The sequence below is a fragment of the Acinetobacter sp. YH12131 genome (genome assembly GCF_013418635.1).
GTDB classification, from domain to species: Bacteria; Pseudomonadota; Gammaproteobacteria; order Pseudomonadales; family Moraxellaceae; genus Acinetobacter; species Acinetobacter towneri.
In genome coordinates this window covers 1-25,788 of the sequence record NZ_VPBQ01000025.1, presented here as the reverse complement: position 1 = coordinate 25,788, position 25,788 = coordinate 1, and the positions used below count along the sequence as shown (strand labels likewise).

Here is a 25,788-nt window from a genome sequence, read left to right as displayed (position 1 = left end):
TCAACAATACAAAAAATTTCTGTAAAATCGTACATGGTAGTTAGAGCCTTTGGGTTGTGTCGTAACTTTCTAAATGGCTCTAACTACCTTTTTTTCAAGGGCTTTTCTTATCCGTAATTCGGGTTAATATAGTTTGAACTTTTGATTCAATTTTCATAATAAAACTCAAATAGGATAATTTTAAATGGATTTAAAAACGTTTGAGTTACTTGCCCGCTATAATCTTTGGGCAACTCAAAAACTAAATCAGACTTTGCTATTGGTTTCAGATGATGATTTTTTCTTGGATCAGGGCTTATATTTTAAAAGTATTTTTGGCACTCTGAATCACTTGTTGGTCGGTGAGCATCATTTGTGGTTTCCACGTTTTGCTTTGCACCACTCACCAACTTTGCCATTAGATAGTATTGTGGAAACCAACAGAACACAGCTTGTTGAGCAACTTGAAAAGAAGGCTGAAAACTGGATTTATTTTTTAAATCAGGTGGATGAGAATGTTTTTCATCAAGAGCTGCACTATAAAACATCAACTGGCGTGGAGATGCACTTACCCTATGCTGCAACCCTAATGCATGTGTTCAATCATGCAACTCATCATCGTGGGCAAATTACCGCGGCTTTAACCGCAATGGGATATGTCTGTCCTGAGCTTGATTTAATTTATATGTTGCTAGAAGACAAGGCTAAGAAGCGAATTGAATGAAACGACTAGAAATTTTATGTCTAGTGATTTTAATTTTTCTGATTTTATATCTGATTCAGTGGGTATTTCATGGTTTTCCAACAGCACATTAAAAGTAATTTTAATTGATGTGTAGATTCGAGTACTTACTTTCTGAAGTAAACACCAAAAGAGCGCATTACGCGCTCTTTTGATTTACATCTGCTTAGAATATTTTAGTAGTCAAAACTAAAATGTTCTGGTGCTAATGCAGTCATGGTTTTAGATGGATTGACCATTGCTTCTGCATGACCTTGGGTACGTGGCAATAAACGCTCAAAGTAGAAATCTGCAACTTTGATTTTGGCTTTATAGAACTCAGGTGTTTCCTGACCATTGCCTTCAGCCAATTTGGTCGAAGCCACAGCCGCTTGTTGCGCCCAGAAATAAGCCATCATGACATAACCAGAGAACATCAAGAAGTCCACTGAAGCACTGGATACGATGTCACGGTCTTTACGAGCTGCCAACATAATGCGCACGGTTAATGCGTTCCATTGAGCACATAGCTTGGTTAAGTCCCATGCAAAACGACGCATGTATTTGTTACGTGCATGTTGACCACAGAATTTCAAAATTTCAGCGGTGTAGTCACGAATCACTTTGCCCTTAGAGCTTAACAACACTTTGCGACCAATCAAGTCGAGCGCCTGAACGCCAGTTGTACCTTCATACAGGGTAGAAATACGTGAATCACGTACAATTTGCTCCATGCCCCATTCTTTAATATAGCCATGACCGCCGTACACTTGCATGCCGTGGTTGGCAGCTTCATAACCCATTTCAGTTAAGAAGCCTTTTAAGATTGGGGTATAGAAACCTAAATGGTCATCATGCGCTTCAAAAGCTGCAGTATCACCACGCATTAAAGCGTCGTTCATTTTATCTGCCAATTGTGCAGCATGATAAATCATGGCACGACCACCTTCTGCCACGGCTTTTTGCGTTAAGAGCATACGACGTACATCGGCGTGGTGAATGATTGCATCAGCTACTTTTTCAGGGTCTTTTTTACCTGAAAGCGCACGCATTGACATACGTTCTTTGGCATACGGTAATGCACCTTGGAATGCCAATTCTGCATGGCAAATCCCCTGAATTGCTGTACCAATACGTGCAGTATTCATAAAGGTAAACATGGCATGTAAGCCTTTGTTTGGTTCACCAATCAAATAACCCACGGCATTGTCAAAGTTTAGGACTGCAGTTGCAGACGCGCGAATCCCCATTTTGTGTTCAATAGAGCCACAAGTGACAGGATTGCGCTCACCCACCGTACCTTCTGCTGTTGGCAAGAATTTCGGTACGATAAATAATGAAATACCTTTTGTGCCTGCAGGCGCATCTGGGAGGCGTGCTAACACAATATGAATGATGTTTTCAGTCAGGTCATGTTCGCCTGCAGAAATAAAGATTTTGGTACCTGAAATCGCATACGTACCATCGGCTTGTGGTTCTGCTTTGGTTTTTACCTGACCTAAGTCGGTACCACATTGTGGTTCAGTCAAACACATGGTGCCTGACCAAGTACCTGCAACCAAGTGCGGTAAATAGGTATCTTTTTGCGCGTCTGTACCAAATTGCATAATGGTGTTGATACAACCCACGCTTAAACCTGGATACATTTGGAATGACCAGTTTGCTGTACCCATCATTTCAGATTTGATGAGGTTTAGCGACATTGGCAGGTTTTGACCGCCGTATTGTTCAGGGTAAGACAGACCTTGCCAGCCACCTTGCACAAATTGGTCATAGGCTTCTTTAAAGCCTTTCGGTGTGGTCACATTGCCATTTTCAAAATGACAGCCTTCTTCATCGCCTGATTGATTGAGTGGAGAAAGTACATTTTCACAGAAATCTGCTGCACCTTCCAAAATCATATCGACTGTATCTGCGTCCGCAAGTTCACCGTTAGAAAGATTTTTGTAATGGGTCGGGTAATCAAGCACTTCGTTCATTAAGAAACGAATATCGTGTAATGGGGCTTTATATGCTGGCATAGTCTTAATCCTAATTTAGAAATAGTTTTGGATTATCTGTATCGATATGTTGATTATTCACACTCATGATCAAAAAACATTGATAAGAATAGCGAATAAAAATGTCAGAAATGCGAATACTGAAAATTATTCACCTTACAAAAACGAATGAAGTGTTATGTTACAATGTATCATAATCTGTACGTTTGAACAGACCAATCTATAATGAATATAAGGTGTTTAGCAATGAAGATACAATTAAAATATTTATCTTTATGTCTTTTTAGTTTAGCTGCTACAGGTTGTTCGCAGCATGTCATTAAGACCAATTCCAATCAGACGGTAAGTATAGAACAAAAGGCAATTACGGGGTTAAATGCCATCTTTGAAACACCTAGTTATGATTTTCAGGGCAAATTACGGGTACAGAGCAATTTAGTTGAAGCAACACCAAAAGTAACGGATATTGCTCCTACCACACTTGATCCTGTACTTAAAAAGCAATTAGATCAGTATTTAAAACAGCAAAAAGTCCGTTTAAGTACACAAGAAAAACAAAACTTATATACGGCAATGGCTAAGGAACAAAACTCTGCTTCCTATGCTGCAGGGGCAATCGAAAAATCGAGTCCTTTTAATTTTCTGTTGAATGTATTGAATGATACTGAGTTTAGCTACGATGGCTCGGTGCATTATCGGCAAAAAATTGCTGCTTTGAATGTGGCAGCACGCTATGAAAAACCGACACTTTTGGTGCAAATGAAAGTACCGATGGTGGTCGATTTTAATGAATATAAGTTCTATACCAACTATTTTTCTTTGTTGCCTTATTTGGTGAATAAAGACAGTCAAAATGACTTTGCCTATATCGACTTTTCTAAATACAAAGCCGATTTTGAGCGGATTAAAGTGGCACAATTTGCCGAATACTTAAAAGCCATGAATGCGGTGCCGTATGTATTGGCAGATTCTAAACATATTCAAAAGTTATCTTTAACTGCACAAGACCGTCAGCAAAAAATTAGTGAAAAAATTCGTTTGAACAGTAGTTTGGAAGATATGTTGCTGCAGCTTGCCATGTTTGATCAGGTCAATGCACCGTATTTGCAACAGACTGTATTGGGGCAGGCGACCACAACCGAAGATGCTGCTGAACAAGCTGAAATTACGCAAGATACATCGGCCAAAGAAAGTGTTGAAGACTACTTGAAACACAATGAAACTGCTGAAGATTATGGCATGAGCCAAGAGGCTTTTGTGGCGTATCAAGCCACCCTTGCTTTACGTGATTTGGTCAGTCAGAAATTTTATGCAACTGAAACGACAGTGAGTAATGTGGCAGATTATTCAGCAGATGCCAGTGAAGATGCCATGATCGCAGCTGAACAAGCCGTTAAAGCGGCTGCTGAGCAGGCAGAAGATTCAGCAAGCACCGCAAGTATGCTAAGCGAACAAGACTGTCAGCGTTTGATCGAAACAGCAAAAACAGCCAAAGTTGGAGATTTAACCTACTGTGCTTATGCCTATGAATTAGAAGCATTTAGCCCAAGTCGTGCTGAGCAGGCACAATCGGTTTTAGATGAGCACTTTGCTTCACCGCAAGAAAAGCTAGCTAAAGTTTTTGAACCATACCGTTCGGAACAATTGGTCGATGCCGCCGCTTTTGCAGCTTTGTGGCAAAAACATCAGGCTGAAATTCAGCAGATTATGAACGCTACACCTAAAGATAAAAAAACACCGATTCAAATTGATGTGGCTTTAGATGATCAGGGGCGTGCTGCAAAAATTGATTATGCGTTGCAATTTAAACGCGAAAATTACGGCACAATTCATGTGTATAACGATGTCAGCATTGCGAATTATGGGCAAGCCAGCAAAATTGACCGTAGTGCGCTGCGTCAAGCCAAATCCATTCAAGAGGTCAGCAAAGACTCAATTTTAGAAAAATGGGTGACAAATTTAGGGCGGACTTTGGAGCAGGAAACTGCAGAAAATAAAGATAAGACCACTGTAAAACCTGCCTTAAGTTATGATGAAGAATTGGCGCAGTTGGCGCAAAAAACCTATCAACAAACAGAATCTTTTAGTCAGACTTATCAGACTTTATTTTTAGTGCACATGGCAGCAGAGCAAAGTATGTGGGTAAAAAATCTTAGTCCACAAACCTTGCAGGAAATGGCAGAAGTGTATGCCTATTGGTTCAGTGATGAGCGCTACTATGACCCGAAAGGTGCCGCGCTAAAACGGATTGAAGCCTTACAAGCCAAGCATCATTTAGAAGAAGATGAGCAATTCAATAATGCAATTGGTCGTCGTATCAATAATTTGACTGAAGATGCAGTCGATGAAAATAAAGTCGCACTTGAATGGCGTAAGCTGAAACAGCAATACAAGCAACCACAACAGATATTTGCTCAGCAATATTTAAAAGCCTATGAAGCAGCTTATGATTGGGATGTGCCAGACTTGGAAAATTTAAAGAAAACGGCAGATATTTTAGGGCAGACGTATGTTGATCGTCAGCAGGGCAAATTGAGCCAAAATTCAATTCGTACTTTAACTGAAGATCAGGCTGAACAGATTGATTATGAGTTATATATGGATGTGTATGAAGATATGCAGAAATTTGTAAAATAAACCGTGGGTGAAAATGGGCAATCAGCGTTCAACAATATTGCCCAGTTTAAATAAAAAAATAGCCCTTTGCTGCTCAAGGGCTATTTTTATTTGGTGATGATTTAGAGGAAATCTTTTAATTCAGGTTTCACGCCATTCCAAATATAAAAAGATTCAATCGCCTGTCCGACCAGCATGCCAAAACCTTCCGAAGTCGGTACGCCACGCGCTTTGGCTTGTTCTAAAAAGCTCGAAGGTTTGCCATAAGCCATTTCATAAGCAAAATTAAACTGCAAACACTCAGGCAAGGTGAGGGCATCTCCCGTTAAGCTGGCAGACGTCGCATTAATGGCTAAATCAAATTGACCTGTTAAATCGGTAAGTGCCATGGCTTGTAATTCTGCTTGCGGTACGGCAGCTTGTAGGTCAGCAACCAGTTGTTCAGCACGGGCAAGGGTGCGGTTGGCAATCACAATTTTTTTTGCGCCTGCTTGTACCAACGGATAAATTACCCCGCGGGTTGCACCACCAGCGCCAATAATCAAAATATCACTGTGCTCTAAATTCCAGCCCAAAGCACGAATGGCATCAACCAAACCCTGACCATCGGTATTGTCGCCATGCAAAACACCATCTTGCATCCACAAGGTATTGACTGCTTTGGCAATTTTGGCACGTTCGGTTAATACGCCACATTGGGCAAATGCTTGCTCTTTAAAAGGCACGGTTACATTCATGCCTACACCGCCCTGATTAAAAAAGTCTGCAACACTGTCTCTAAAACCATCAAGAGGGGCAAGGCGTTTGCTGTATTGCAGGTCAATGCCTGTTTTTTCTGCAAAGGCATGATGCAGTTCAGGAGAACGTGATTGTTCAATTGGGTTGCCAATCACGGCAAATTGTTTGCGCATTTGCCAAAATCCATGTGCTGAAATGTGCATCAATATACGTCAAATTCAGCGCGGACTAAAGCCTATGGCGGTATAAAACGGTGGGAGTCTTTGGACTTAAGGATTACAAATCTCTAAAACGGTTTCTAATACCAAAATAGTGGCAATCACGAACATGGCAATGCCCGCTAAAATGCTGCTACTAAGGGCTAAGCCATCTGAAAGATGACTTTCAAAAATAAAGGTCATGCAAATTGAGCCAAGTAACATGGCAAAGGTTGCCCAAAATAAAAAGATTTTGTGTTTGAACAGCGGGCTAAACATGCGGATCTCCTGACAGATGTGGCGCAGTGTGACATAAGGCTTTGACAGTTTGATGAATTCGCCTTTGACTCATGGTTTGATGTATGGATAGTTAAATCCTATTTGTGCATGGTCGAATAGGGTGCGCGGTCACATCATCTATTAAAATCCATCCGCACTATCATGACAGTTAATTCATGCTGTGCATATTTATTGATTTGAAAATAAGCAATAAAGTTTGTAAGTAAAAAAGCGATTCGTGGAAGAATCGCTTTTTTGAACCTTGAATGTGATCTTTTTTACACTGCGATGTACGCAAGGTTTCACCAGTCGCGAGCTTTAACTCGTCTTGAGATTTAACCAATCGCGTGGTTTTAAGTAATAGTCGGTGAGTTTTTTCTCTGCGGAATCTTCTGCCCATTCAGGACGGTACGACCATCCCGCCAAGTTTGGTAAGCTGACTAAAATGGACTCAATCCGTCCGCCTGTCTGCAAGCCAAATAAAGTGCCGCGGTCGTAAACTAGATTGTATTCCACATAGCGTCCACGACGGTAAAGCTGGAACTCACGTTGTGCTTCGGTATAGGCTTTGTCACGATTACGCTCAAAAATAGGCAGAATTGCAGCCAAATAACCATTACCCACCGCCTGAATATAGTTGAAACAGGTGTCAAAGTCCCATTGATTCAGATCATCAAAAAATAAACCACCCACGCCACGCTGTTCATCGCGGTGCTTTAAATAAAAATAGTCATCACACCATTGTTTATGTTCTGCATAGACTTGATTGCCAAAAGGGGCACATAAGTCATGTGCTGTTTGGTGCCATGCCACTACATCTTCATCATTTGGATAAAATGGTGTCAGGTCAAAACCACCACCAAACCACCAAATTGGCGGCTGTCCTTCAGGTTCAGCGACAAATAAACGCACATTGGCATGTGAGGTGGGTACATTTGGGTTTTTCGGGTGAATCACCAATGACACGCCCATCGCCTGCGCAGGTGCGCCTGCAATATTTGGATGACGTTCAGTTGCAGAAGCAGGCAGTTTGGAAATATTGATGTGCGAAAACATCACTCCGCCTTTTTCAATGACCGTACCGTTTTGTAAGACGCGGGAACGACCACCGCCACCTTCATGACGTTGCCAGTCATCAATTTCAAACTGTGCGCTTCCACCACCTGCCTGTTCTTGTTGTTCTAAAGCCGCACAAATTCGCGCCTGCAAATCGAGAAGAAATTCACGTACACGTTGAATATCCGCGTGAGTAGGATGCGACATGGCCACCTCAGCATAAAAATAAAATGGCTTACATCAAAACATAAAACTGTCTAAAAATTAAGGGGTTTATCCAGTTTGCTGCAAATCGCTCATGCAATTGCGCAAGGTGCTTTGTATTTCAGCATGTATTCCGAGCAAAAGACTAGGTTGATTTCCATGCACAAGCTCAGCACAATAGTTTTTACAATCTAAATTTTAGTCAGCAGCAATTAACTGAATGGGGCAGAGTGGATGACACAGCAGGCAAATTCTTTAATTCAAAAATACAATGTGCCTGGACCACGTTATACCAGTTATCCAACCGTACCTTATTGGGATGATGCTACCTTTTCTGCCGAGGCGTGGCAGCAAACGCTGAAGCGTTCGTTTGATGAATCTAATGCCAGCGAAGGCATCAGTCTGTATATTCATTTGCCATTTTGCGAAAGCCTATGCACTTTTTGTGGCTGTCATAAACGCGTCACCAAACGCCATGAAGTCGAGCAACCGTACATTCAGGCGTTATTAAAAGAATGGGACTTATATTGTCAGTTGCTCGAAAGCACTCCCATCATTAAAGAAATTCATTTGGGCGGTGGCACACCAACTTTCTTTTCTGTCGAACATTTGACGCAGCTTATTCAAGGCATTTTGGCAAAAGCCAAAGTGGCAGAACAGCACGAATTTAGTTTTGAAGGTCATCCCAATAACACCACCCGTGAACATTTACAGGCTTTATATGACTTGGGTTTTCGTCGGGTTAGTTATGGCGTGCAGGATTATAATGAAAAAGTGCAGCGCGCCATTCATCGGATGCAGCCTTTTGAGCATGTGCAACGTGTGACCGAGTGGGCGCGTGAAATTGGCTATGATTCTATTTCACATGATTTGGTTTTTGGTTTGCCCTTTCAAAATCTAGACGATGTACTGAATACCATTGAGCAGACCCAACGTTTAATGCCAGACCGTTTGGCATTTTACAGTTATGCGCATGTGCCATGGATTAAAGGCAATGGGCAGCGTGGCTTTAAAGATGAAGATGTGCCTAAAGATGAATTAAAACGTCAGTGCTATGAAGAAGGCAAACAGCGTCTTTTGGCCTATGGTTATCATGAAATTGGGATGGATCACTTTGCCTTAGAACGTGATGGCATGTATCAGTCGTTTAAAAATGGTACCTTGCATCGTAATTTTATGGGCTATACCGCATCTAAAACGCAGCTTATGATTGGCTTGGGTGCTTCATCTATTAGCGACAGTTGGTATAGCTTTGCGCAAAATGAAAAAAGCATTGAAGATTATTATGCCCGTTTAGCCTGCAATGAAATTCCTGTGTTTAAAGGGCATGTGCTGGATCGGGAAGATTTGGTAATACGTCAGCATATTTTAAATTTAATGTGCAGCTTTGAAACGTCGTGGGCCAGTCCAGAATTGGCATTTCCTGAAATTGAGCAAGTGCTGCAACAGTTACAGGAAATGCAGGAAGATGAATTACTGCTCATTCAAGATCAGCACATTCAGATTTTGGAAAAAGGTAAACCTTTTGTGCGCAATATTTGTATGGCCTTTGATTTGCGTTTAAAACGCCGTATGCCGAATAATCGTATTTTTTCGATGACGATTTAAGTAAGTTGAGTAGAAATTATTTAATTCAAAAATTAAAAGGTGACTCAGAAGTCACCTTTATCATACATGTGCGCCATGCGTTCGTGTTTGGTTTGCAAATATTCTTCATTGAATGGATTTAGACCCACAGTTAAAGGCACACGGTCTACCACCGTAATCCCTTGTTCCTGTAATGCTTGAATTTTCAAAGGGTTGTTGGTGATTAAGCGCACAGCTTTAACCTGCAAATGATCTAGCATAATGCTGCACATATCATAGCGACGTGCATCGGCAGGTAAATTCAGCATTAAATTGGCATCCACCGTGTCATGTCCTTGATCTTGCAGGGCATAAGCACGAATTTTATTGGTCAAGCCAATCCCGCGACCTTCTTGGCGTAAATATAAAATCACACCTTGTCCTGCGTCATTAATCAGACGTTGAGTGGCTTGAAGCTGTGGGCCACAGTCGCATTTTAAAGACGCGAAAGCATCGCCAGTTAAACATTCTGAGTGAATCCGTACCAGAACGGGCTGGGTTGGCGCAGTGTCCAAACCTTTGGATAATGCCACGTGTTCTTCGCCAGTTTCAGGATCTTGAAATACCGTAATGTTGAATTCACCAAATGCGGTCGGTAATCGTGAGGTTGCGACAAACTTAATCGGCACTGTTTAACTCGTGAAATAGTCGATAAATTGTTTAAAGTATAGCGTAATGCTCAGACATTAGTAGAATAGCGAACACGAATTTATACAGAAGATTTTCTTTTTTGTATAAAGCGCACGATAATGGTTGATAAATAGTTAGATTATTCAGGATAATCTACCCACCCAACGTGTGCCCAACTGAAATCACTGCTCAAAACTACATCGCTAGAAATGTGGCTGATTGAAGGTAATACCATTCGGTTATATGATCGAGTAATTCCCATTGACCTCGCTTAGGATTTGCCAGGCTTTAGAAGGCTTTGCCACATATGCTGTATACAGAAATTCCAACTCAACGCCCTGTAACACCATTGCTCGATGAGATTGACCATCCGCAGCAATTACGTTTACTCGCGCAAAGCCAGCTTCCACAGGTGGCAGATGAGTTACGTCAATTCATTTTGTATGCCGCAGGTCAAAGTGGAGGACACTTTGGCGCAAACTTAGGCGTGATCGAACTGACCGTTGCGCTGCATTATTGCTTTAATACCCCACACGATCGCTTAATTTGGGATGTCGGTCATCAGGCTTATCCGCATAAAGCCCTAACAGGACGCCGCGAGCAACTCACCACCATTCGCGCCAAAGATGGTTTGGCTGCATTCCCTGCGCGTGAAGAATCTATTTTTGATACCTTTGGCGTTGGTCACTCCTCAACAGCAATTTCTGCAGGATTGGGGATGGCGTTGGCACGACGTTATCAACAAAACCCGTGTGAAGTTGTTGCCATTATTGGCGATGGTGCCATGACGGCAGGTATGGCTTTTGAAGCCATGAATGATGCAGTGGCCCACCAAGCCGATATGATGGTGGTGCTGAATGACAACGATATGTCAATTTCATGTAGCACAGGCGGCTTTGCCAAACATCTTGCTGCCATTTGGGAGCGTGGTGAATCGGTTTATGTCAGTGAAACAGGTGAGGCTTACGTGCAGCCGCATCCAAAATGGACATACAACTCACGTTTGCACTGTGCTGCTACTGAAGCTGCAGACAACTTATTTAAAGCGATTGGGTTTGATTATTTCGGCCCTTTCGATGGACATGATGTTGAACAACTCACACACGTGTTTAATGCGCTGAAAAAACGTAAAGGCCCACGTTTAATTCACGTTTATACCAAAAAAGGCAAAGGCTTTGCGCCTGCAGAAGCCGATCAAATTAAATATCACGCCATTGGTAAAATTCATGCCAAAGCTGCACCAGTTACCGCACCTAAATATTCTGATGTATTTGGGCAGTGGTTATGTGATCAGGCAGAACAAGATTCGCGTTTATTGGCAATTACGCCAGCCATGTGCGAAGGTTCGGGCATGGTGCAATTTGCCAAACAATTTCCTGAACGCTATTTTGACGTCGCGATTGCCGAACAGCATGCCGTGACTTTGGCTGCGGGCATGGCCTGCGAAGGTTTAAAGCCTGTGGTGGCGATTTACTCTACCTTCTTGCAGCGCGGTTATGACCAACTGATTCATGATGTCGCTTTGCAAAACTTAGATGTCACTTTTGGCATCGATCGTGCAGGTTTGGTGGGTGAAGATGGCCCGACCCATGCAGGTGCTTACGACTATGCCTATATGCGTACCGTACCGAATATCGTCATTATGGCACCAAAAGACGAAAATGAATGTCGTCAAATGCTGCACACGGCTTATTTATATAACGGCCCTGCAGCAGTGCGTTATCCACGCGGGCATGGTTTGGGTGTCGAAATTCAGCAGCAAATGACAGCAATTCCATTGGGACAAGCTGAAATTGTGGCGCAGTTCAATCCACAATATGATGACTATATTTCAGTGCTGGCTTTTGGTAGCCGTGTGCAAGCTGCAGTTGAAGCGGCTGAAGCGTTTGCTCAGCAGCACGATGTCGCAGTACGTGTGGTGAATATGCGTTTTGTGAAGCCATTGGATGAAAAGCTGTTAGCTGAGATTGCAGACAGCACTGCATTATTCGTCACTGTAGAAGAGCATGCGATTATGGGTGGTGCAGGCAGTGCCGTGAGTGAATACTTGGCGAAGGCCCAGATTGTCAAACCGATTATTCATTTAGGTTTAGAAGATAGCTTTATGCAACAAGCGACACATGGTCAAATGCTGCAACAGGCAGGTTTAGATGCACAAGGCATTGAAAAATCAATGCAAAATGCTTGGCAAAAACTGCATCAATCTATATTGAATTAATTTTTAGCAACACTTCTTCCCCAAAAGCCTCAATATTTGCTAAAATATTGGGGCTTTCATGCATTATTCTTTATCAATCTCTTCAAATTTGTAGTGGGTGTTCAATGGAACCTATGGTGGTGATGGCTGCGCGTGCGGCTCAAACAGTTGGTCAAGAGCTTTTAAAAGCGCATCAGAATCGTCATAAACTCGATCTACAAGTCGAAGAAAAAGGCATTGATGGTCCTGTAACGCGCGTAGATCGTTACCTCGAGCAATTGACCATTGATACATTACGCAAAAGTTATAAAAATCACAGCTTCCTGGGCGAAGAATTTGGCATGCAGGAAGGCAAAGGTCACGATGCCGACTGGTGTTGGGTGATTGATCCTTTAGATGGCACGCTAAACTTTGTTCACGGTTTCCCTCATTTCTGTATTTCGATTGCAGTGCAACACAAAGGTGTGACACAGCACGGTGTTATTTACGATCCTGTAAAAGATGAGTTGTTCTCTGCGAGCCGTGGCCGTGGTGCGATGATGAATCAACGTCGTATTCGTGTAAATGTAAAAGACAGTTTAGACAACACCTTCTTGGCAGTGGGTCATGCTTATCGTGCTAAGCGCGATGGCGAAATTGTTTCTTATGCCAAAAACCATTTTGAAAGTTTATTGAATGTGACAGAAGCAGGCGCTCAATACCGCCGTGCAGGTTCTGCTGCATTAGACTTGGCTTATGTGGCTGCAGGTCGTTTAGATGGTTATTTTGAACTTGGCTTAAAACCGTGGGATATTGCTGCGGGTGAGTTAATTGTGAAAGAAGCGGGCGGTACTGTGGTCGATGCACGTGGTGGCAGCGACTCTATGGAAAATGGGCAAGTTTTGGCATGTTCAATGAAAATGTTAAAACCACTTATGAAAGCGGTTGTGCCTGCTTGGGGCGAAGCAGCGAAATAATCAGCTGATCATATTTATACTTAAATAAGACACTTAGCAAAGCTCTCATCCTGAGGGCTTTTCTTTTACCTAACGGTCTAAAACTGCTGGTTTTAAATCTGTTGTTATCGTCCATATACTAGCCATAAAAGCAGAATCTATCACTGTTTACACAAAAAACAGCAAAAGTCGATTAAATAAGGTGACTTTTAAAATAATCCTGCTATAATCCGCGCACGCACTTAATTTCTGTTCATTACCTGAACATTTCTCTTCTAATCATTGTGTATGCGCGTGCGGTCCAAAGAGAGGACGATATCTCGCGCCCCAATCGCTAAAGCGATTCCTTCAGGTTAAGCCGTAATCATGCGTGCGTTATATCACATCGTCGTTACTCGGATCGCCGCTGAATCTTAAATTGTCAGCGATAATTGCTGTACCGCTTTTTGCCGATGTCCATCTGACTTTATTTAATGGAGCACCCATTTTCAGGGTGAAAATCTCTATGAGCAAAACTTTTGCTGATTTTTCTTTACATGAATCTTTACAACAAGCTTTAGAAGGCTTGAACTTTACTACGCCGACTCCTGTTCAAGAACAATCGATCCCAGCGGCACTTGAAGGTAAAGACTTATTGGTATCTAGCCAAACAGGTTCTGGTAAAACTGCTGCATTTTTACTCCCAACTTTAAACGCGCTTGCTAATCAAGATACTTTCGTACCATTTAAAGAGCGTATGAAAGCTATTACTCAGCCGTCAATTTTAGTGCTTTGCCCAACACGTGAATTGGCTCAACAAGTTAGCCAAGACGCGATTGCATTTGTACGTCACATGAAAGGTGTACGTATTGCAGCAATCATGGGTGGTATGCCTTTTGGTAAGCAAATCCAACAATTAAAAGGTGCGCAAGTGGTTGTAGCGACTCCAGGTCGTTTACTTGACTTGGTGAACCGTCGTCAAATCAAACTTGATAAAGTTGATGCCTTAATTGTAGACGAAGCTGACCGTATGCTCGATTTAGGCTTCTCTGAAGACCTAGAAGCGATTAGCGATTTAGCTGCTAACCGTAAGCAAACCTTGATGTTCTCTGCAACTTTTGCAAGCCGTATTATCACACTTGCAGAACGCATGATGAATGAGCCTGTACGTATTGCGATTGAAACAGGTCACTCAACGAACATGGACATCACCCAGACTTTACACTGGACTGATGGTTTCGAGCACAAGAAAAAATTATTGTCACACTGGTTATCTGATGAAGGTGTAGATCAAGCGGTTGTATTCGCATCTACTCAAGAAGATACCGATATGTTGGCTGAAGAATTGGCTGAAGCGGGTCACTCGGTTGTTGCACTACACGGTGCAATGCCACAAACCGTTCGTAACCGTCGTTTACGCAGCATTCGCGAAGGCCGTGCAAAAATCTTGGTTGCAACAGACGTTGCAGCACGTGGTTTAGACGTACCAACTATTTCTCACGTGATTAACTTCGGTTTACCAATGAAAAATGAAGACTATGTACACCGTATTGGTCGTACAGGTCGTGCGGGTCGTACTGGTAACGCGATTACTTTGGCAACTTACCGTGAGCGCGGCAAAATCCGTGCGTTGGAAGATTTCTTAGATGCACGTTTAAGCGTTTCTGAAATTGAAGGCTTAGAGCCATCTCCACCTCCAGCACGTTCTGGTCGTGACGGTGGTCGTGGTCGTCGTGATGGCGGTCGCGGTGGTCGTGGCGGTTTTGGTGGCGGTCGTCGTTTTGAAGGCGAAAGCAACTTTAAACGTCGTGAAGGCGGTGATGAACGTCCACGTCGCAGCTTTGATGACAAACCACGTGGTGAACGTCCTGCATTTGGTGAAGATCGTCCGCGTCGTGAGTTCAACTCAGACCGTCCACGCCGTGAAGGTGGTTTCGGTGACCGTCCACAACGTTCATTTGAAGATCGTCCGCGTCGCGAGTTCAACTCAGACCGTCCGCGCCGTGAAGGTGGTTTCGGTGATCGTCCACAGCGTTCATTTGATGACCGTCCACGTCGTGAATTTAATTCAGACCGTCCGCGTCGCGAAGGTGGCTTCAACGATAAGCCGCGTTTTGATGCGAATGATGACAACCGTGGCAACCGCGTAGACTACAAACCACGTCGTGAAGGTAGCTTCGGTGATCGTCCAAAACGTGATTTTGGTGATCGTCGTGAAGGTGGTTTTGGTGACCGTCAACCACGTTCGTTTGATGATCGTCCTAAGCGTTCTTTTGGTGGTGAAGATCGTCCACGTCGCGAGTTCAATTCAGATCGTCCACGCCGTGAAGGTGGTTTTGATCGCCCACGTCGTAAATTTAACGACTAAGATCGCGATAGCAATTTGTATAAAGAAAAACCAGTGCTCAGCACTGGTTTTTTTATGTTAAATATTTTTGTTTTAGATAAATAAAATGTATAATAAGTCACGTTTTTAACTCTATTTGCTGATTATGAACATCAATAGCTTACGATTGCTCATGCAGACGAGAGAGGGAATGATGCCGTATATTGGTTTAGCACTCATCTTATGCAATTTAATGTATTATATTATTTCTTCTTACTTTTAAATTGTTGCTGTCCTAAAAGTGATTTAAATAACAATAATAAGACTGCTTGAACAATACGTGCACAGTTTTTAAAAATTTGCTAGATAACATTTTGCGCTTCAATCCTTTATAGTATGCGTGCTGAAAAAATGCAGGAAGACCCTCAGCTATGAATAATCCAATGCCTCAACATGAGCCGTCATTGATTGAAGTCAATGAACTGAGCTTTAAACGAGGGAAACGTGTCATTTTCGAAAATGTCAGTTTAAAGATTCGCCGTGGTCAAATTACTGCCATTATGGGACCTTCAGGTACTGGTAAAACCACGTTATTACGTTTGATTGGTGGTCAGTTGACTCCCGATCATGGTGATATTTTTCTGGATGGAAAAAATCTTGCGCAAATGTCGCGTCAGGAGTTGTTTGCTGCGCGCGCACGTATGGGCATGTTATTCCAAAGCGGTGCGTTATTTACCGATATGAGCGTATATGAAAACGTCGCGTTTCCATTGCGTGCACATACCCGGTTGCCTGAACATTTAATTGCAGAACTGGTGGCTTTAAAACTTGAAGCAGTCGGTTTGCGTGGCACAGAACAGCTCATGCCTGCAGAACTCTCAGGCGGGATGAACCGTCGCGTGGCATTGGCGCGTGCGATTGCGTTAGACCCTGAATTGATCATGTACGATGAACCATTTGCAGGGCAAGACCCGATTGTAAAAGGTGTGTTGACTCGTTTAATCCGCTCGTTGCGTGAAGCGTTGGATTTAACCACTATTATCGTCTCGCATGATGTTGGTGAAACTTTATCAATTGCCGACTACATTTATATTATCGCGGAAGGCGTGATTCAGGGCGAAGGTACACCTGCAGAATTAAAACAGCATGAATCGGCATTTGTACGTCAGTTCTTAACAGGCGCTGCCGAAGGGCCAGTCGATTATCAATTTAGCCATCGGGCTTATTTAAGTGATGAGGTGCGTTCATGAATGCTATTGCCGCATTAGGTCAACGCGTCATTGAGCGTGTTCGTGGCATTGGTGTCGCCACCCAAATGTTGTTGCAAATTCTATTTTCCATGCCAACTCTGCTTGGGGTGAAGCTGTTCCTATACCAAATGTACCGTGTTGGCGTGATGTCGTTATTGATTATTGCGGTGTCGGGTTTATTTATTGGTTTGGTCTTGGGCTTACAAGGCTACTCCATTTTGGTCAATATCGGTTCAGAAGCCATGTTAGGCACCATGGTGTCTTTGACTTTATTGCGTGAACTGGCACCTGTAGTGGCTGCACTGTTATTTGCAGGACGTGCAGGCTCTGCCTTAACTGCAGAAATTGGTTTGATGAAAGCCACAGAACAATTGGCCAGTATGGAAATGATTGGGGTAGACCCACTCAAGCGTATCGTGTCACCACGTTTATGGGCAGGAATTGTCAGCCTGCCAATGCTCTCCATTATTTTTGCTGCGGTTGGCATTATGGGCGGCAAAATGGTTGGGGTCGATTTTCTAGGTGTCGATGAAGGTTCTTTCTGGAGCGGTATGCAAAGCAGCGTGCAGTTCTATAAAGATATTTTTAATGGCACAATTATTAAAAGTTTTGTTTTTGCATTAATTTGTACTTGGATTGCAGTATATCAAGGCTATGCCTGTGTTCCAACATCGGAAGGCATTGCGACGTCGACCACACGAACCGTGGTGTATTCTTCATTATGTGTTTTAGGTTTTGATTTTGTGTTGACTGCGGTCATGTTCGGAGGTGTTTAATGAAATCACGTACAAGTGAGCTGGCCGTAGGTGTATTTGTCATTTTGACAGGCATTGCATTATTTTTCTTGGCTATGAAAGTCAGTGGATTGGTGGGTACCAATTTGCGCGACAGTTACAATATGACCGCAACTTTTGACAACGTGAATGGTTTAAAACCACGCGCCAAAGTCACTATGAGCGGTGTCACCATTGGTCGCGTCAATGATATTACCCTAGACCCTGTATCGCGTTTGGCTACAGTTGAATTTGAACTGGATGGCAAGTTGACCAGTTTTAATCCTGAACAACTAAAAACAGTGCAAAATTATGCGCTTGAAGAATTGCGTTACAGTGCAGAATACCAAGAAGCAAATCCTCAGCAACAAAAAGAAATGGAACAACAACTGTTGGGTAACATGAAATCCATCACCAGTATTGATGAGGATGCTTACATAATGGTAGCAACCAATGGTCTATTGGGTGAGAAATATCTCAAAGTGGTTCCAGGTGGTGGTTTGAACTTTGTGAAGCGTGGCGAAAGTATTGCCAACACGCAAGGCACCATGGATTTAGAAGATTTAATCAGTAAGTTTATTACTGGCGGTGCAGCGAAAACATCCAACGCAGCGTCAGACGCAGATAAAGACACAGCGACAGCTGAAACAACAGATGCAGAAGTGTCATTTGTTGAGTAATGAAGGAGATTGTCCGTGAAAACACTTTTAAAGCAAACTCTGGCGGTAAGTGTACTTTCAACCATGTTGGCAGGAACTGCATTTGCTGCACCTGCAGAAGCGCCACCAGCTTTTGTGAAAAAAGTTGCCGATAGCTTGATTGCACGTTTAAAAGCAGATCATGCTAAATTGCAGAACAATCCAGCATTGGTCAAAACGATTGTGCGTCAAAACCTTGATCCGTATGTAGATGCGCAAGCATTTACCCGTATTGTGATGGGTACTTATGCGACGAACCAATACAGTTCAGCAGCACAGCGCGCGCAGTTTGAGAAAAACTTCCGTGAAACCTTAATTGAGAACTATGGCACAGCGTTTGCGAAATTTAGCAACCAAAGCTACACCATGCGTCCTTATAAGGCGACCAACAGCAAGAACCCAGTGGTGACCATTGACTTCTTGCATAATGGTGAAAAAATTCCTGTGTCATTCCAATTGGCAGACAAAGGCAGCCAATGGAAAATCCGTAACATTAACGTGTCGGGTATTGATTTAGGTTTGCAATTCCGTAACCAGTTTGCAGCGAACGTGAAGCGTAATGGTGGCAATATTGATAAAGCCATTGCAACCTTTAAGCCAGATGCAGAAGCTGCGGTTGAAAAGAAAAAATAGGTTAGGTGTGGCGTGATTGAATTATCAAATCAGGAATTATGTGTTTCTGGAAAAATAGATTTCAGTAATGTAGAGCAATATTACCAAAAAGGTCTGCAGTTGATTCGTCAGCAGCAGTTGCCTCTGGTGGTCAATTTGGCGCAGCTGGAACACGGAAGCACTTTGGCTTTGGCCGTTTTGGTGCAATGGTTGCGTCAGACGCCTGAAGCCAAGGGCTTAAAGTTTAAAGCGGTTCCTGAAAAAATGATGAAGATCATTCAAGCCTGTCATTTGCAAGATGATTTGCAGCTAATCGTCTAAAACTGAAAAAACCATCAAAAAAGCACCTTCTTGTAAGGTGCTTTTTTATTGCGTTTAGTTTCCCGCTTTATTCGTAAGCATCCAGTGAAGCTTATTTGAGTCAGGCAGGCTTCCACTTATGCGGTAGTAATTCTTCAACCTGGATTATTTTCTGTGTCGGCAGTCTTTTCAACACATCACTTAAATAGGCATAAGGGTCCAGTCCATTCAGTTTTGCTGACTGGATTAAGGTGCTGCAATTGAGGCTAGACTGATTATTGCGGTGGTTAAAGATATTAATGAAAAGACAGTTGCAAGATGGTCATTGATCAGCAATGTACCAACCGAGATTACCGCAGTGGAATTGACGACTTGGTATTACTGGCGTTGGTCAATCGAATGTTATTTCAAACTTCTCAAGCAAGCAGGCCATGATATTGAGTCATGGCTTCAGACTACGCCAGAAGCGATTTTAAGGCGTTTGCTGATCAGTTGCATGGCTTGTGTGTTGACGTGGAGAGTGCAGCGTTGTACAGATGAACAAAATCAGAAAGTCCGTGCATTTCTGACTAGGCTCTCAGGTAGACAACAGAAAAGAGGCAAGATAGAGAGTGCGCCTGCCATATTGGCAGGACTCTCGATTTTACTAAATACTCTTCAACTGCTCTCAGAATATTCAATAGATGAACTGAATGAAATCGCAACCATTGCACTAGGTACTTAAAGATGTGTAGATACCTATGCCTAAAAAGAGAGGGAATAAAAGGCATCAAATCCATTTTTTCCATCTAAAGTAAATTAATGGACCAATAAAGAAGCCAATTAAAATAATACTGACCACAATAAAACTGGTGGTGCCTTTGGCAAAAGGTAACACATCGGTGTTCATACCATAAACACTGGCAACCAACATCGGTGGCGCTAACATACTCGGCAAAATCGAGAATCGACGAATCGTGTCGTTCTGTTCGGTGTTAATGAAGCCTGAAGTGGTATCGAGCAAGAAGCGCACTTTTTGGAATAAGAAGGCATCGTGTTCGACCAGTGAGCGTACATCTTCACTGAGTTCTCGAATGTCGGCATCGTAAATATGACTGCCCAACGCACGCGGACGTGCCAAAAAGGTCAGGACACGACGTAAATCAATCAAACACAATTGCGCTTTTCCAAGCATGTCTTCTAATTGTGCCAGTCGGGTAATCATGTCATCGAGGTCTAAAATTTGCTCACGATGACGGTTATTCAGAACTTCTGTGGAATACTTTTCCAAGTCCTTGTGGATATCTTCTAAGATATCCGCAAGTTCGTCCAGTTTGGCTTCAAGCAAGCCTAAAAGCACCCAAGTCGGGTCTTTATAATCAATTTCGTAGTCGTTACGTCGTGCCCGTGCCCGAAATGCCCGAAATGCCACTAATTTTTCACCGCGTAGGGTAAACAGGTGTTCTTTATGTAAGATAAAGGCAACGGTTTGCACTGTGGCTAAAATACTGGAATTGTCTTCAGTTTCACCATCGACTTGATAGTTTTTATTTTTAGTTAAAAAATAGGTACTAATGTGTAAAATACCGTCATCATCACGGTAGAATCGCGCTGAAGATGAAATATCTTCCAAAGATTTTAAGGTTGGTAAATTTTGTGAGTATGCGTCTAGTACCCATTGCTGTTCTTCTTGTGAAGGGGCAATCAGGTCAATCCAGACCAGATCTGGATGCAAATCAAAACCACCGTTAATGGTGGCATCTTCCAGACTACCGCGCTCTGTGGCATAAAAGGCTTCAAGCATTCGTCTTTTCTCCTTGCGCAGTATGGGTTTTGTGGATGGGTGTATTTTAGACAAGGATCTTACTAAATACACTGCTCAGAATGCTATTTTATTTAAAAATCTCCCTGAAGTTTAATTTTATGGCATGACAGCCAGATAACATGGTGAAAAAATGATGTCGTCAATTGCTATTTTCTGTGGTTCTGCCCCAGGAAAAGATTCAGTTTTTGTTGAAAATGCACGAAAAGTGGGTGAAACATTGGCTGCACAAGGCAAAACTTTAATTTATGGCGGTGGACGCTCAGGCTTAATGGGTGTGGTGGCAGATAGTACTTTGGCCGCAGGTGGGCGTGCAATTGGTGTCATGCCTGAAAGTTTGGCAGAGCATGAATTGGCGCATCCGCATTTGACCGAATTACACATCGTAGAAAACATGCATGCCCGCAAAATAAAAATGTCAGAATTGGCCGAGGGCTTTATTGCTTTGCCGGGTGGTTCTGGAACTTTAGAAGAAATTTTTGAGCAATGGACGTGGGCACAATTAGGAATTCACTCAAAACCCTGTGCCTTTTTTAATGTAGCTGGCTTTTATGATGATTTGCTGAAGTTTTTAAGACAGACCTCTGAAAAAGGTTTTACTCAGCCACGTTTTTGTGAGGCATTGATTGTATCGAATTGTATTGACAATATTTTGCAGCAATTTGAACAATACCGTGTTCCTGAAATGAAATGGGAAGTGCCTGAGCTAGAGTGGGTGCAGCAGGAACTGGCGAAATAAAATGGCTGAGATCAACAACATCATTACCGTTGCAGCTGCAATTATTTTAAATGTCAAACAGCAGTTATTGGTGGTGCGTAAACAGCATACCGCGTGTTTTATGCAGGTCGGTGGCAAATTAGAACCCAATGAAGCGCCTGAAACGACCATGTTGCGAGAAATTGCCGAAGAAATTGGCTGTCAGGCGCAAATTCAACAATTTATTGGACGCTATGAAACAGCAACGGCCAATGAGCCCGACTGCCGTTTGGTCAGTTATGTGTATTGGGTTCAGCTTGATCAGGCACCAAAAATTGCTGCTGAAATTGCCGAAATGAAGTGGGTGGATTTGGATGATCAAGATACTTTGTTGGCACCGCTGACCCGTGAAGTGGTGATGCCGTGGTTAAAACAATATTTACAACAAAATTAAGAGCAGTTGATCATTCTTCTATATTTTAAGTTCAACTTTTTAATGCGTTGAGCATATTCAACCGAATAGTTTTTTTATTCAGCACTGGCCAGACAAACCGCCTCGACTTTTTGACAGCCGAGCTTGAGCAACTGCTGTTTGAGTGCATGAATTGAACTGCCCGTCGTGACCACATCATCCACAATTAAAACCCGACGAAAACGGATTTTAGGCGCATTCTGAATTTGAAATTGCTGTTGGATGTCTTCCAATCGTTCTAAGCGACTTAAGCCTTTTTGCGCGTGCTGTTGTAAGCGGGTCACAGGTTGCCAAATCGGGACATTTAAATGCCGCGCTAGTCCTTTTGCTAACAATAAAGATTGATTGTAGCCGCGTTCAGTCAAGCGGGCAGTGGAAATTGGCATCGGTACAATGGCTTGGATTTTAGGATAAGACAGTTGTTTTAGCGCGCCTACTAAAAGCAGTTGGTAATGTAACTGCTGTTCATATTTAAATTGTTGAATGATGTGATTAATTGGATAGTGATAATCAAAAGTGACTTGAATCTGCATTTCTTGTCGTTGTACCGCTTGGCTACGCCACGGCAATTGTTGCCAACAGGTTTGACAGACCGAATGTTGCCATTGCGTGTCGCTATGGCAGAGCTGACACGGTTGCAGTTGGCGCAGCCATTGTATGCCGCATTGTAGTAGATTGATCGGCTGAGTCATCTTAGGACTGCAATCCGTTTAAACATAGGCATAACGTGGTGCCTCAGGCAGCCAGCGTTTTAGCAAAGCTTCGGCATGTGTAGGATAATCGTTTAAAATTTGCTGTGCCACATGATGCGCCTGTGCCAACAAATGATCATCCCGTTCTAATTTAGCCACCCGAAAGCCCATATCTCCCGTTTGTTTGGTTCCCAAGAGTTCACCTGGGCCGCGCAGTTCTAAATCTTTTTCTGCAATCACAAAACCATCGTTGGTTTCCCGCATAATCCGCAAGCGTTCTTGTCCATTTTGCGAAAGTGGATTTTTATACAACAGGGCACAAAAACTGGCTTTGGCACCCCGTCCGACTCGTCCACGTAGCTGATGTAGCTGTGAAAGTCCTAAACGCTCGGCATTTTCGATCACCATAATTGAAGCATTGGGTACATCGACCCCGACCTCAATTACTGTGGTGGCAATCAGCAACTGTAATTGATTGTCTTTAAATTGCTGCATGACGGCTTGTTTTTCATCGGCTTTCATTTTGCCGTGTACCAGCCCAATATTCAGTTCAGGAAAGCGTTCTTTAATTTCAGCAAAAGTCGCCTCGGCAGCTTGCGCATCTAAGGTTTCCGACTGTTCCACCAAGGTACAGACCCAATAGGCTTGTTTGCCTTCGGCACAATTGCTGGCAATGCGTTGTAAGACTTCTTCACGCCGATCTAGCGGAATAGTCACCGTTTGAATAGGTGTACGTCCTGGCGGTAGTTCATCAATCACCGAAGTGTCCAAATCGCCATAGGCGGACATGGCTAAAGTTCGCGGAATAGGCGTTGCAGTCATCACCAATTGATGCGGTGTAGTGTGATTGGCACCTTTATTGCGCAAAGCCAGACGTTGATCGACCCCAAAACGGTGTTGTTCATCAATAATCACCAAACCTAATTTGGCAAATTGCACATTGTCCTGAAATAACGCATGTGTCCCAACCACCAAATTGGCGCTACCATCTTGAATGCTCAGTTCAGCCGCTGCGCGTGCTTTGCCTTTTTGTTTGCCAGACAACCATGCCACTGTTAAGCCCAATGGTTCAAACCATTTTTGAAAGTTCAGATAATGTTGTTCTGCCAAAATTTCAGTGGGTGCCATCAGCGCGACTTGCCAACCTTCTTCTAGCGCATGACTCGCTGCGACTGCAGCGACCAGCGTTTTACCTGCACCTACATCACCTTGTACCAAGCGCAGCATGGGTTTATTACGCTGCAAATCCTGCATGATTTCTTGCGAAACCCGTTGCTGTGCGCCTGTCATTTGAAATGGCATGTTGCCGAGTAACGCAGGCGCTAGTTTTTGACTTGGGGAAAAGGCAGGTGAGGCAATTTGCTGAATATAAGCCCGTCGGGTCAGTAAACTGACTTGATGCGCCACCAATTCTTCAAAAATCAGGCGTTGCTGTGCAGGATGTGAGCCTTGTGCCAATTGCAGCATATTGGCATTTAAAGGTGGATGATGAATATAATCCAACGCCTGTTTGAGTGCATAGCCATTGGTCATTTTTTCAGGCAGGAGTTCAGGCAAATCATCACTATGCTGTGTCAAGGCCTGTTTGACGTATTCACGTAATTTGGCTTGGGTCAGCCCATCGGTGCTTGGGTAAATGGCAGTCAGTTGGGTTTTAGGCAGTGGGGTATGTTCAGTAATGAGTTGTAATTCGGGGTGATACATTTCCAGACCACGCGCCCCAACCCGTACTTCGCCAAATACTCTTAAACGATTGCCGAGTTTGGCACGATCTGTAATACCTTTATAAATATGATAAAAACGTAAGGTGATTTTTCCAAATTCATCTTCTAAATTGACCGCCATCGACTTGCGTTTACCCGGTGGAAAATCGACCCCTTTAACCACACCTTCGAGTAAATAGCTGCGCCCCACGTTTAATTGGTTCATGGGAATGATCGTGCTACGATCTTCATAGTCACGCGGTAGATGAAACAGCAAGTCATCTGTAGTGAAAATATTTAGTTTTTCGAGTAATGCAGCAGAGGCAGAGCCTACCCCTTGCAACTGATGGACTGCAGCCATGTCCCCTCAACTTCAAATGCTATGATTAGGTGCTGAATGCATATTCTATTTATTGGTTATGGTAAAACATCGCAGCGTGTTGCAAAACAACTATTTACGCTCGGTCATCAAATTACCACAATTAGCCGCAGTCCGAAAACAGATCCTGATATGACGCATCTGCTTCAAGATATTCAACAGCTCGATTTATCACAGACTCAACCTGTTGATGCCGTTTATGTATTACTTGCACCATCTCGGAATACGGTTTTGAGTTCTGTAGAAGCGTATCAACAGACTTATGTAGATTCTGTGCAGCCGATTGTCGCTGCATTAAAAGATCATCCTGTAAAGCGAATTATTGTGGTGTCATCTACACGGGTTTATGGCGAAAACGCAGGTGAATGTATTGATGATGATACTGTGCCTAAGCCGAATGATGTACAAGGGCAGTTGTTGTTGCAGATGGAACACTTGTGGCAACAGGCTTATCCTGAACAATGTGTGATTGTACGTCCTTCGGGTATTTATGGTACTTCGACAGCACGCATGCTCAAACTTGCGGAAAGCACACAAAGTTACCCGAATATACATTGGTCAAATCGGATTCATATTGATGATTTGGCGGGGTTTTTGGCATATTTGCTTCACGTGGAACATCCAGAACCATCATATATTTGTAGCAATAACCAAGCTCAGCCTTTGCATGAAATGATTTTAAAGATTCAGCGTGAATTGAATTTACCTGAATTGGTATTGGAAAGTGAGAGAGAAACAGGGAAAAGGATTTTTGCCCAGAGGATGGTGGCGAGTGGATTTGAATTATTCAATGTGTAATCATTTATCAAATGGAGCGTAAAACTCAGTCCTTCAGGTCAGAGATATAAGCGACACGACATGAAGTGTCGTTTGATTTAACTAAGGACTATTTTCCTTGAGTTTTGATTGTTAATATAAGTACATGAAA

Annotated in this window: 22 protein-coding genes and 2 pseudogenes; 15 read left to right on the top strand and 9 right to left on the bottom strand. The window is 43.0% G+C overall.

The annotated features are described in order from the left end of the window. Positions 1-184: 184 nt before the first annotated feature. Positions 185-703 (top strand): DinB family protein, encoded by a 519-nt coding sequence (locus FTU66_RS12915; protein ID WP_180112915.1) that lies wholly within the window; start codon positions 185-187, stop codon positions 701-703. A gap of 194 nt (positions 704-897) precedes the next feature. Here the strand turns inward: FTU66_RS12915 and FTU66_RS12910 are convergent, their stop codons facing one another. Beyond that, on the bottom strand, positions 898-2,721 hold the full coding sequence (locus tag FTU66_RS12910) for an acyl-CoA dehydrogenase C-terminal domain-containing protein (RefSeq protein WP_004974621.1): 1,824 nt from the start codon (positions 2,719-2,721) through the stop codon (positions 898-900). Between the two features lie 225 nt (positions 2,722-2,946). Here FTU66_RS12910 and FTU66_RS12905 point away from each other — a divergent pair, with 225 nt between their 5' ends. After that, positions 2,947-5,337, top strand: a complete 2,391-nt coding sequence (locus FTU66_RS12905; protein WP_180112914.1) for a hypothetical protein — start codon at positions 2,947-2,949, stop codon at positions 5,335-5,337. A 101-nt stretch (positions 5,338-5,438) separates the two neighbouring features. On the opposite strand, the gene aroE is transcribed toward FTU66_RS12905, so the two are convergent. The 3 genes from aroE to hemF form a co-directional block, all read right to left on the bottom strand. Next, positions 5,439-6,227, bottom strand: coding sequence for a shikimate dehydrogenase (gene aroE, locus FTU66_RS12900; RefSeq protein ID WP_104852603.1), 789 nt, complete (start codon positions 6,225-6,227; stop codon positions 5,439-5,441). Positions 6,228-6,323: 96 nt separating this feature from the next. Continuing rightward, complete coding sequence (locus FTU66_RS12895) at positions 6,324-6,530, bottom strand: hypothetical protein (protein ID WP_180112913.1); 207 nt, start codon at positions 6,528-6,530, stop codon at positions 6,324-6,326. Positions 6,531-6,848: 318 nt separating this feature from the next. Then, positions 6,849-7,793, bottom strand: coding sequence for an oxygen-dependent coproporphyrinogen oxidase (hemF, locus tag FTU66_RS12890; RefSeq protein ID WP_179989898.1), 945 nt, complete (start codon positions 7,791-7,793; stop codon positions 6,849-6,851). Positions 7,794-8,024: 231 nt separating this feature from the next. On the opposite strand from hemF, the gene hemN reads away from it, so the two are divergent. Next, a complete protein-coding gene (gene hemN / locus FTU66_RS12885) occupies positions 8,025-9,398 on the top strand; it encodes an oxygen-independent coproporphyrinogen III oxidase (protein WP_180112912.1) in 1,374 nt (457 codons plus the stop codon). Positions 9,399-9,442: 44 nt separating this feature from the next. On the opposite strand, the gene ribA is transcribed toward hemN, so the two are convergent. Further along, complete coding sequence (gene ribA / locus FTU66_RS12880) at positions 9,443-10,045, bottom strand: GTP cyclohydrolase II (protein ID WP_004974633.1); 603 nt, start codon at positions 10,043-10,045, stop codon at positions 9,443-9,445. 308 nt (positions 10,046-10,353) lie between these two features. Between ribA and dxs the strand changes: the two genes are divergently transcribed. The 8 genes from dxs (at position 10,354) to FTU66_RS12840 (ending at position 19,137) form a co-directional block, all read left to right on the top strand. After that, positions 10,354-12,264 (top strand): 1-deoxy-D-xylulose-5-phosphate synthase, encoded by a 1,911-nt coding sequence (dxs, locus tag FTU66_RS12875; protein WP_180112911.1) that lies wholly within the window; start codon positions 10,354-10,356, stop codon positions 12,262-12,264. Positions 12,265-12,368: 104 nt separating this feature from the next. Continuing rightward, complete coding sequence (locus FTU66_RS12870; RefSeq protein WP_019836885.1) at positions 12,369-13,199, top strand: inositol monophosphatase family protein; 831 nt, start codon at positions 12,369-12,371, stop codon at positions 13,197-13,199. A gap of 484 nt (positions 13,200-13,683) precedes the next feature. Beyond that, on the top strand, positions 13,684-15,525 hold the full coding sequence (locus FTU66_RS12865; RefSeq protein WP_096901229.1) for a DEAD/DEAH box helicase: 1,842 nt from the start codon (positions 13,684-13,686) through the stop codon (positions 15,523-15,525). A gap of 389 nt (positions 15,526-15,914) precedes the next feature. After that, entirely contained in the window at positions 15,915-16,733 is an 819-nt protein-coding gene (locus FTU66_RS12860; protein ID WP_180112910.1) for an ABC transporter ATP-binding protein, read from the top strand. Further along, positions 16,730-17,509 carry a lipid asymmetry maintenance ABC transporter permease subunit MlaE gene (gene mlaE, locus FTU66_RS12855; protein ID WP_180095330.1) on the top strand — a complete coding sequence of 260 codons (780 nt, stop codon included), beginning with the start codon at positions 16,730-16,732 and terminating at the stop codon, positions 17,507-17,509. Before FTU66_RS12860 ends, mlaE begins: the two co-directional genes overlap by 4 nt. Continuing rightward, positions 17,509-18,186 carry an outer membrane lipid asymmetry maintenance protein MlaD gene (locus tag FTU66_RS12850; protein WP_096901228.1) on the top strand — a complete coding sequence of 226 codons (678 nt, stop codon included), beginning with the start codon at positions 17,509-17,511 and terminating at the stop codon, positions 18,184-18,186. Before mlaE ends, FTU66_RS12850 begins: the two co-directional genes overlap by 1 nt. 15 nt (positions 18,187-18,201) lie before the next feature. Next, a complete protein-coding gene (locus FTU66_RS12845) occupies positions 18,202-18,837 on the top strand; it encodes a phospholipid-binding protein MlaC (protein ID WP_004974651.1) in 636 nt (211 codons plus the stop codon). Positions 18,838-18,849: 12 nt separating this feature from the next. Further along, positions 18,850-19,137: an STAS domain-containing protein gene (locus tag FTU66_RS12840; protein ID WP_180112909.1), complete on the top strand. Its 288-nt coding sequence runs from the start codon at positions 18,850-18,852 to the stop codon at positions 19,135-19,137. Positions 19,138-19,237: 100 nt separating this feature from the next. Here the strand turns inward: FTU66_RS12840 and FTU66_RS12835 are convergent. Further along, positions 19,238-19,378: pseudogene (locus FTU66_RS12835) on the bottom strand (transposase domain-containing protein); the annotation flags it as partial. On the opposite strand from FTU66_RS12835, the pseudogene FTU66_RS12830 reads away from it, so the two are divergent. Next, positions 19,367-19,840: pseudogene (locus tag FTU66_RS12830) on the top strand (transposase); the annotation flags it as partial. The pseudogenes FTU66_RS12835 and FTU66_RS12830 overlap by 12 nt on opposite strands. 45 nt (positions 19,841-19,885) lie before the next feature. Here the strand turns inward: FTU66_RS12830 and FTU66_RS12825 are convergent. Beyond that, on the bottom strand, positions 19,886-20,899 hold the full coding sequence (locus FTU66_RS12825; RefSeq protein ID WP_096901036.1) for a CorA family divalent cation transporter: 1,014 nt from the start codon (positions 20,897-20,899) through the stop codon (positions 19,886-19,888). 154 nt (positions 20,900-21,053) lie between these two features. Between FTU66_RS12825 and FTU66_RS12820 the strand changes: the two genes are divergently transcribed. Beyond that, the gene (locus FTU66_RS12820) at positions 21,054-21,656 is read left to right on the top strand and encodes a TIGR00730 family Rossman fold protein (RefSeq protein ID WP_026438479.1); all 603 of its coding nucleotides are present in this window, start codon (positions 21,054-21,056) and stop codon (positions 21,654-21,656) included. A 1-nt stretch (position 21,657) separates the two neighbouring features. Next, the gene (locus FTU66_RS12815) at positions 21,658-22,068 is read left to right on the top strand and encodes an NUDIX domain-containing protein (RefSeq protein WP_004974664.1); all 411 of its coding nucleotides are present in this window, start codon (positions 21,658-21,660) and stop codon (positions 22,066-22,068) included. 74 nt (positions 22,069-22,142) lie between these two features. Here the strand turns inward: FTU66_RS12815 and FTU66_RS12810 are convergent, their stop codons facing one another. Together FTU66_RS12810 and recG are read right to left on the bottom strand one after the other, a co-directional pair. Next, the gene (locus FTU66_RS12810) at positions 22,143-22,778 is read right to left on the bottom strand and encodes a ComF family protein (protein ID WP_180112908.1); all 636 of its coding nucleotides are present in this window, start codon (positions 22,776-22,778) and stop codon (positions 22,143-22,145) included. An 18-nt stretch (positions 22,779-22,796) separates the two neighbouring features. Next, the gene (gene recG / locus FTU66_RS12805; RefSeq protein ID WP_180112907.1) at positions 22,797-24,842 is read right to left on the bottom strand and encodes an ATP-dependent DNA helicase RecG; all 2,046 of its coding nucleotides are present in this window, start codon (positions 24,840-24,842) and stop codon (positions 22,797-22,799) included. 36 nt (positions 24,843-24,878) lie between these two features. On the opposite strand from recG, the gene FTU66_RS12800 reads away from it, so the two are divergent. After that, entirely contained in the window at positions 24,879-25,658 is a 780-nt protein-coding gene (locus FTU66_RS12800; RefSeq protein WP_180112906.1) for an NAD-dependent epimerase/dehydratase family protein, read from the top strand. The last annotated feature ends 130 nt before the right edge of the window (positions 25,659-25,788 follow it).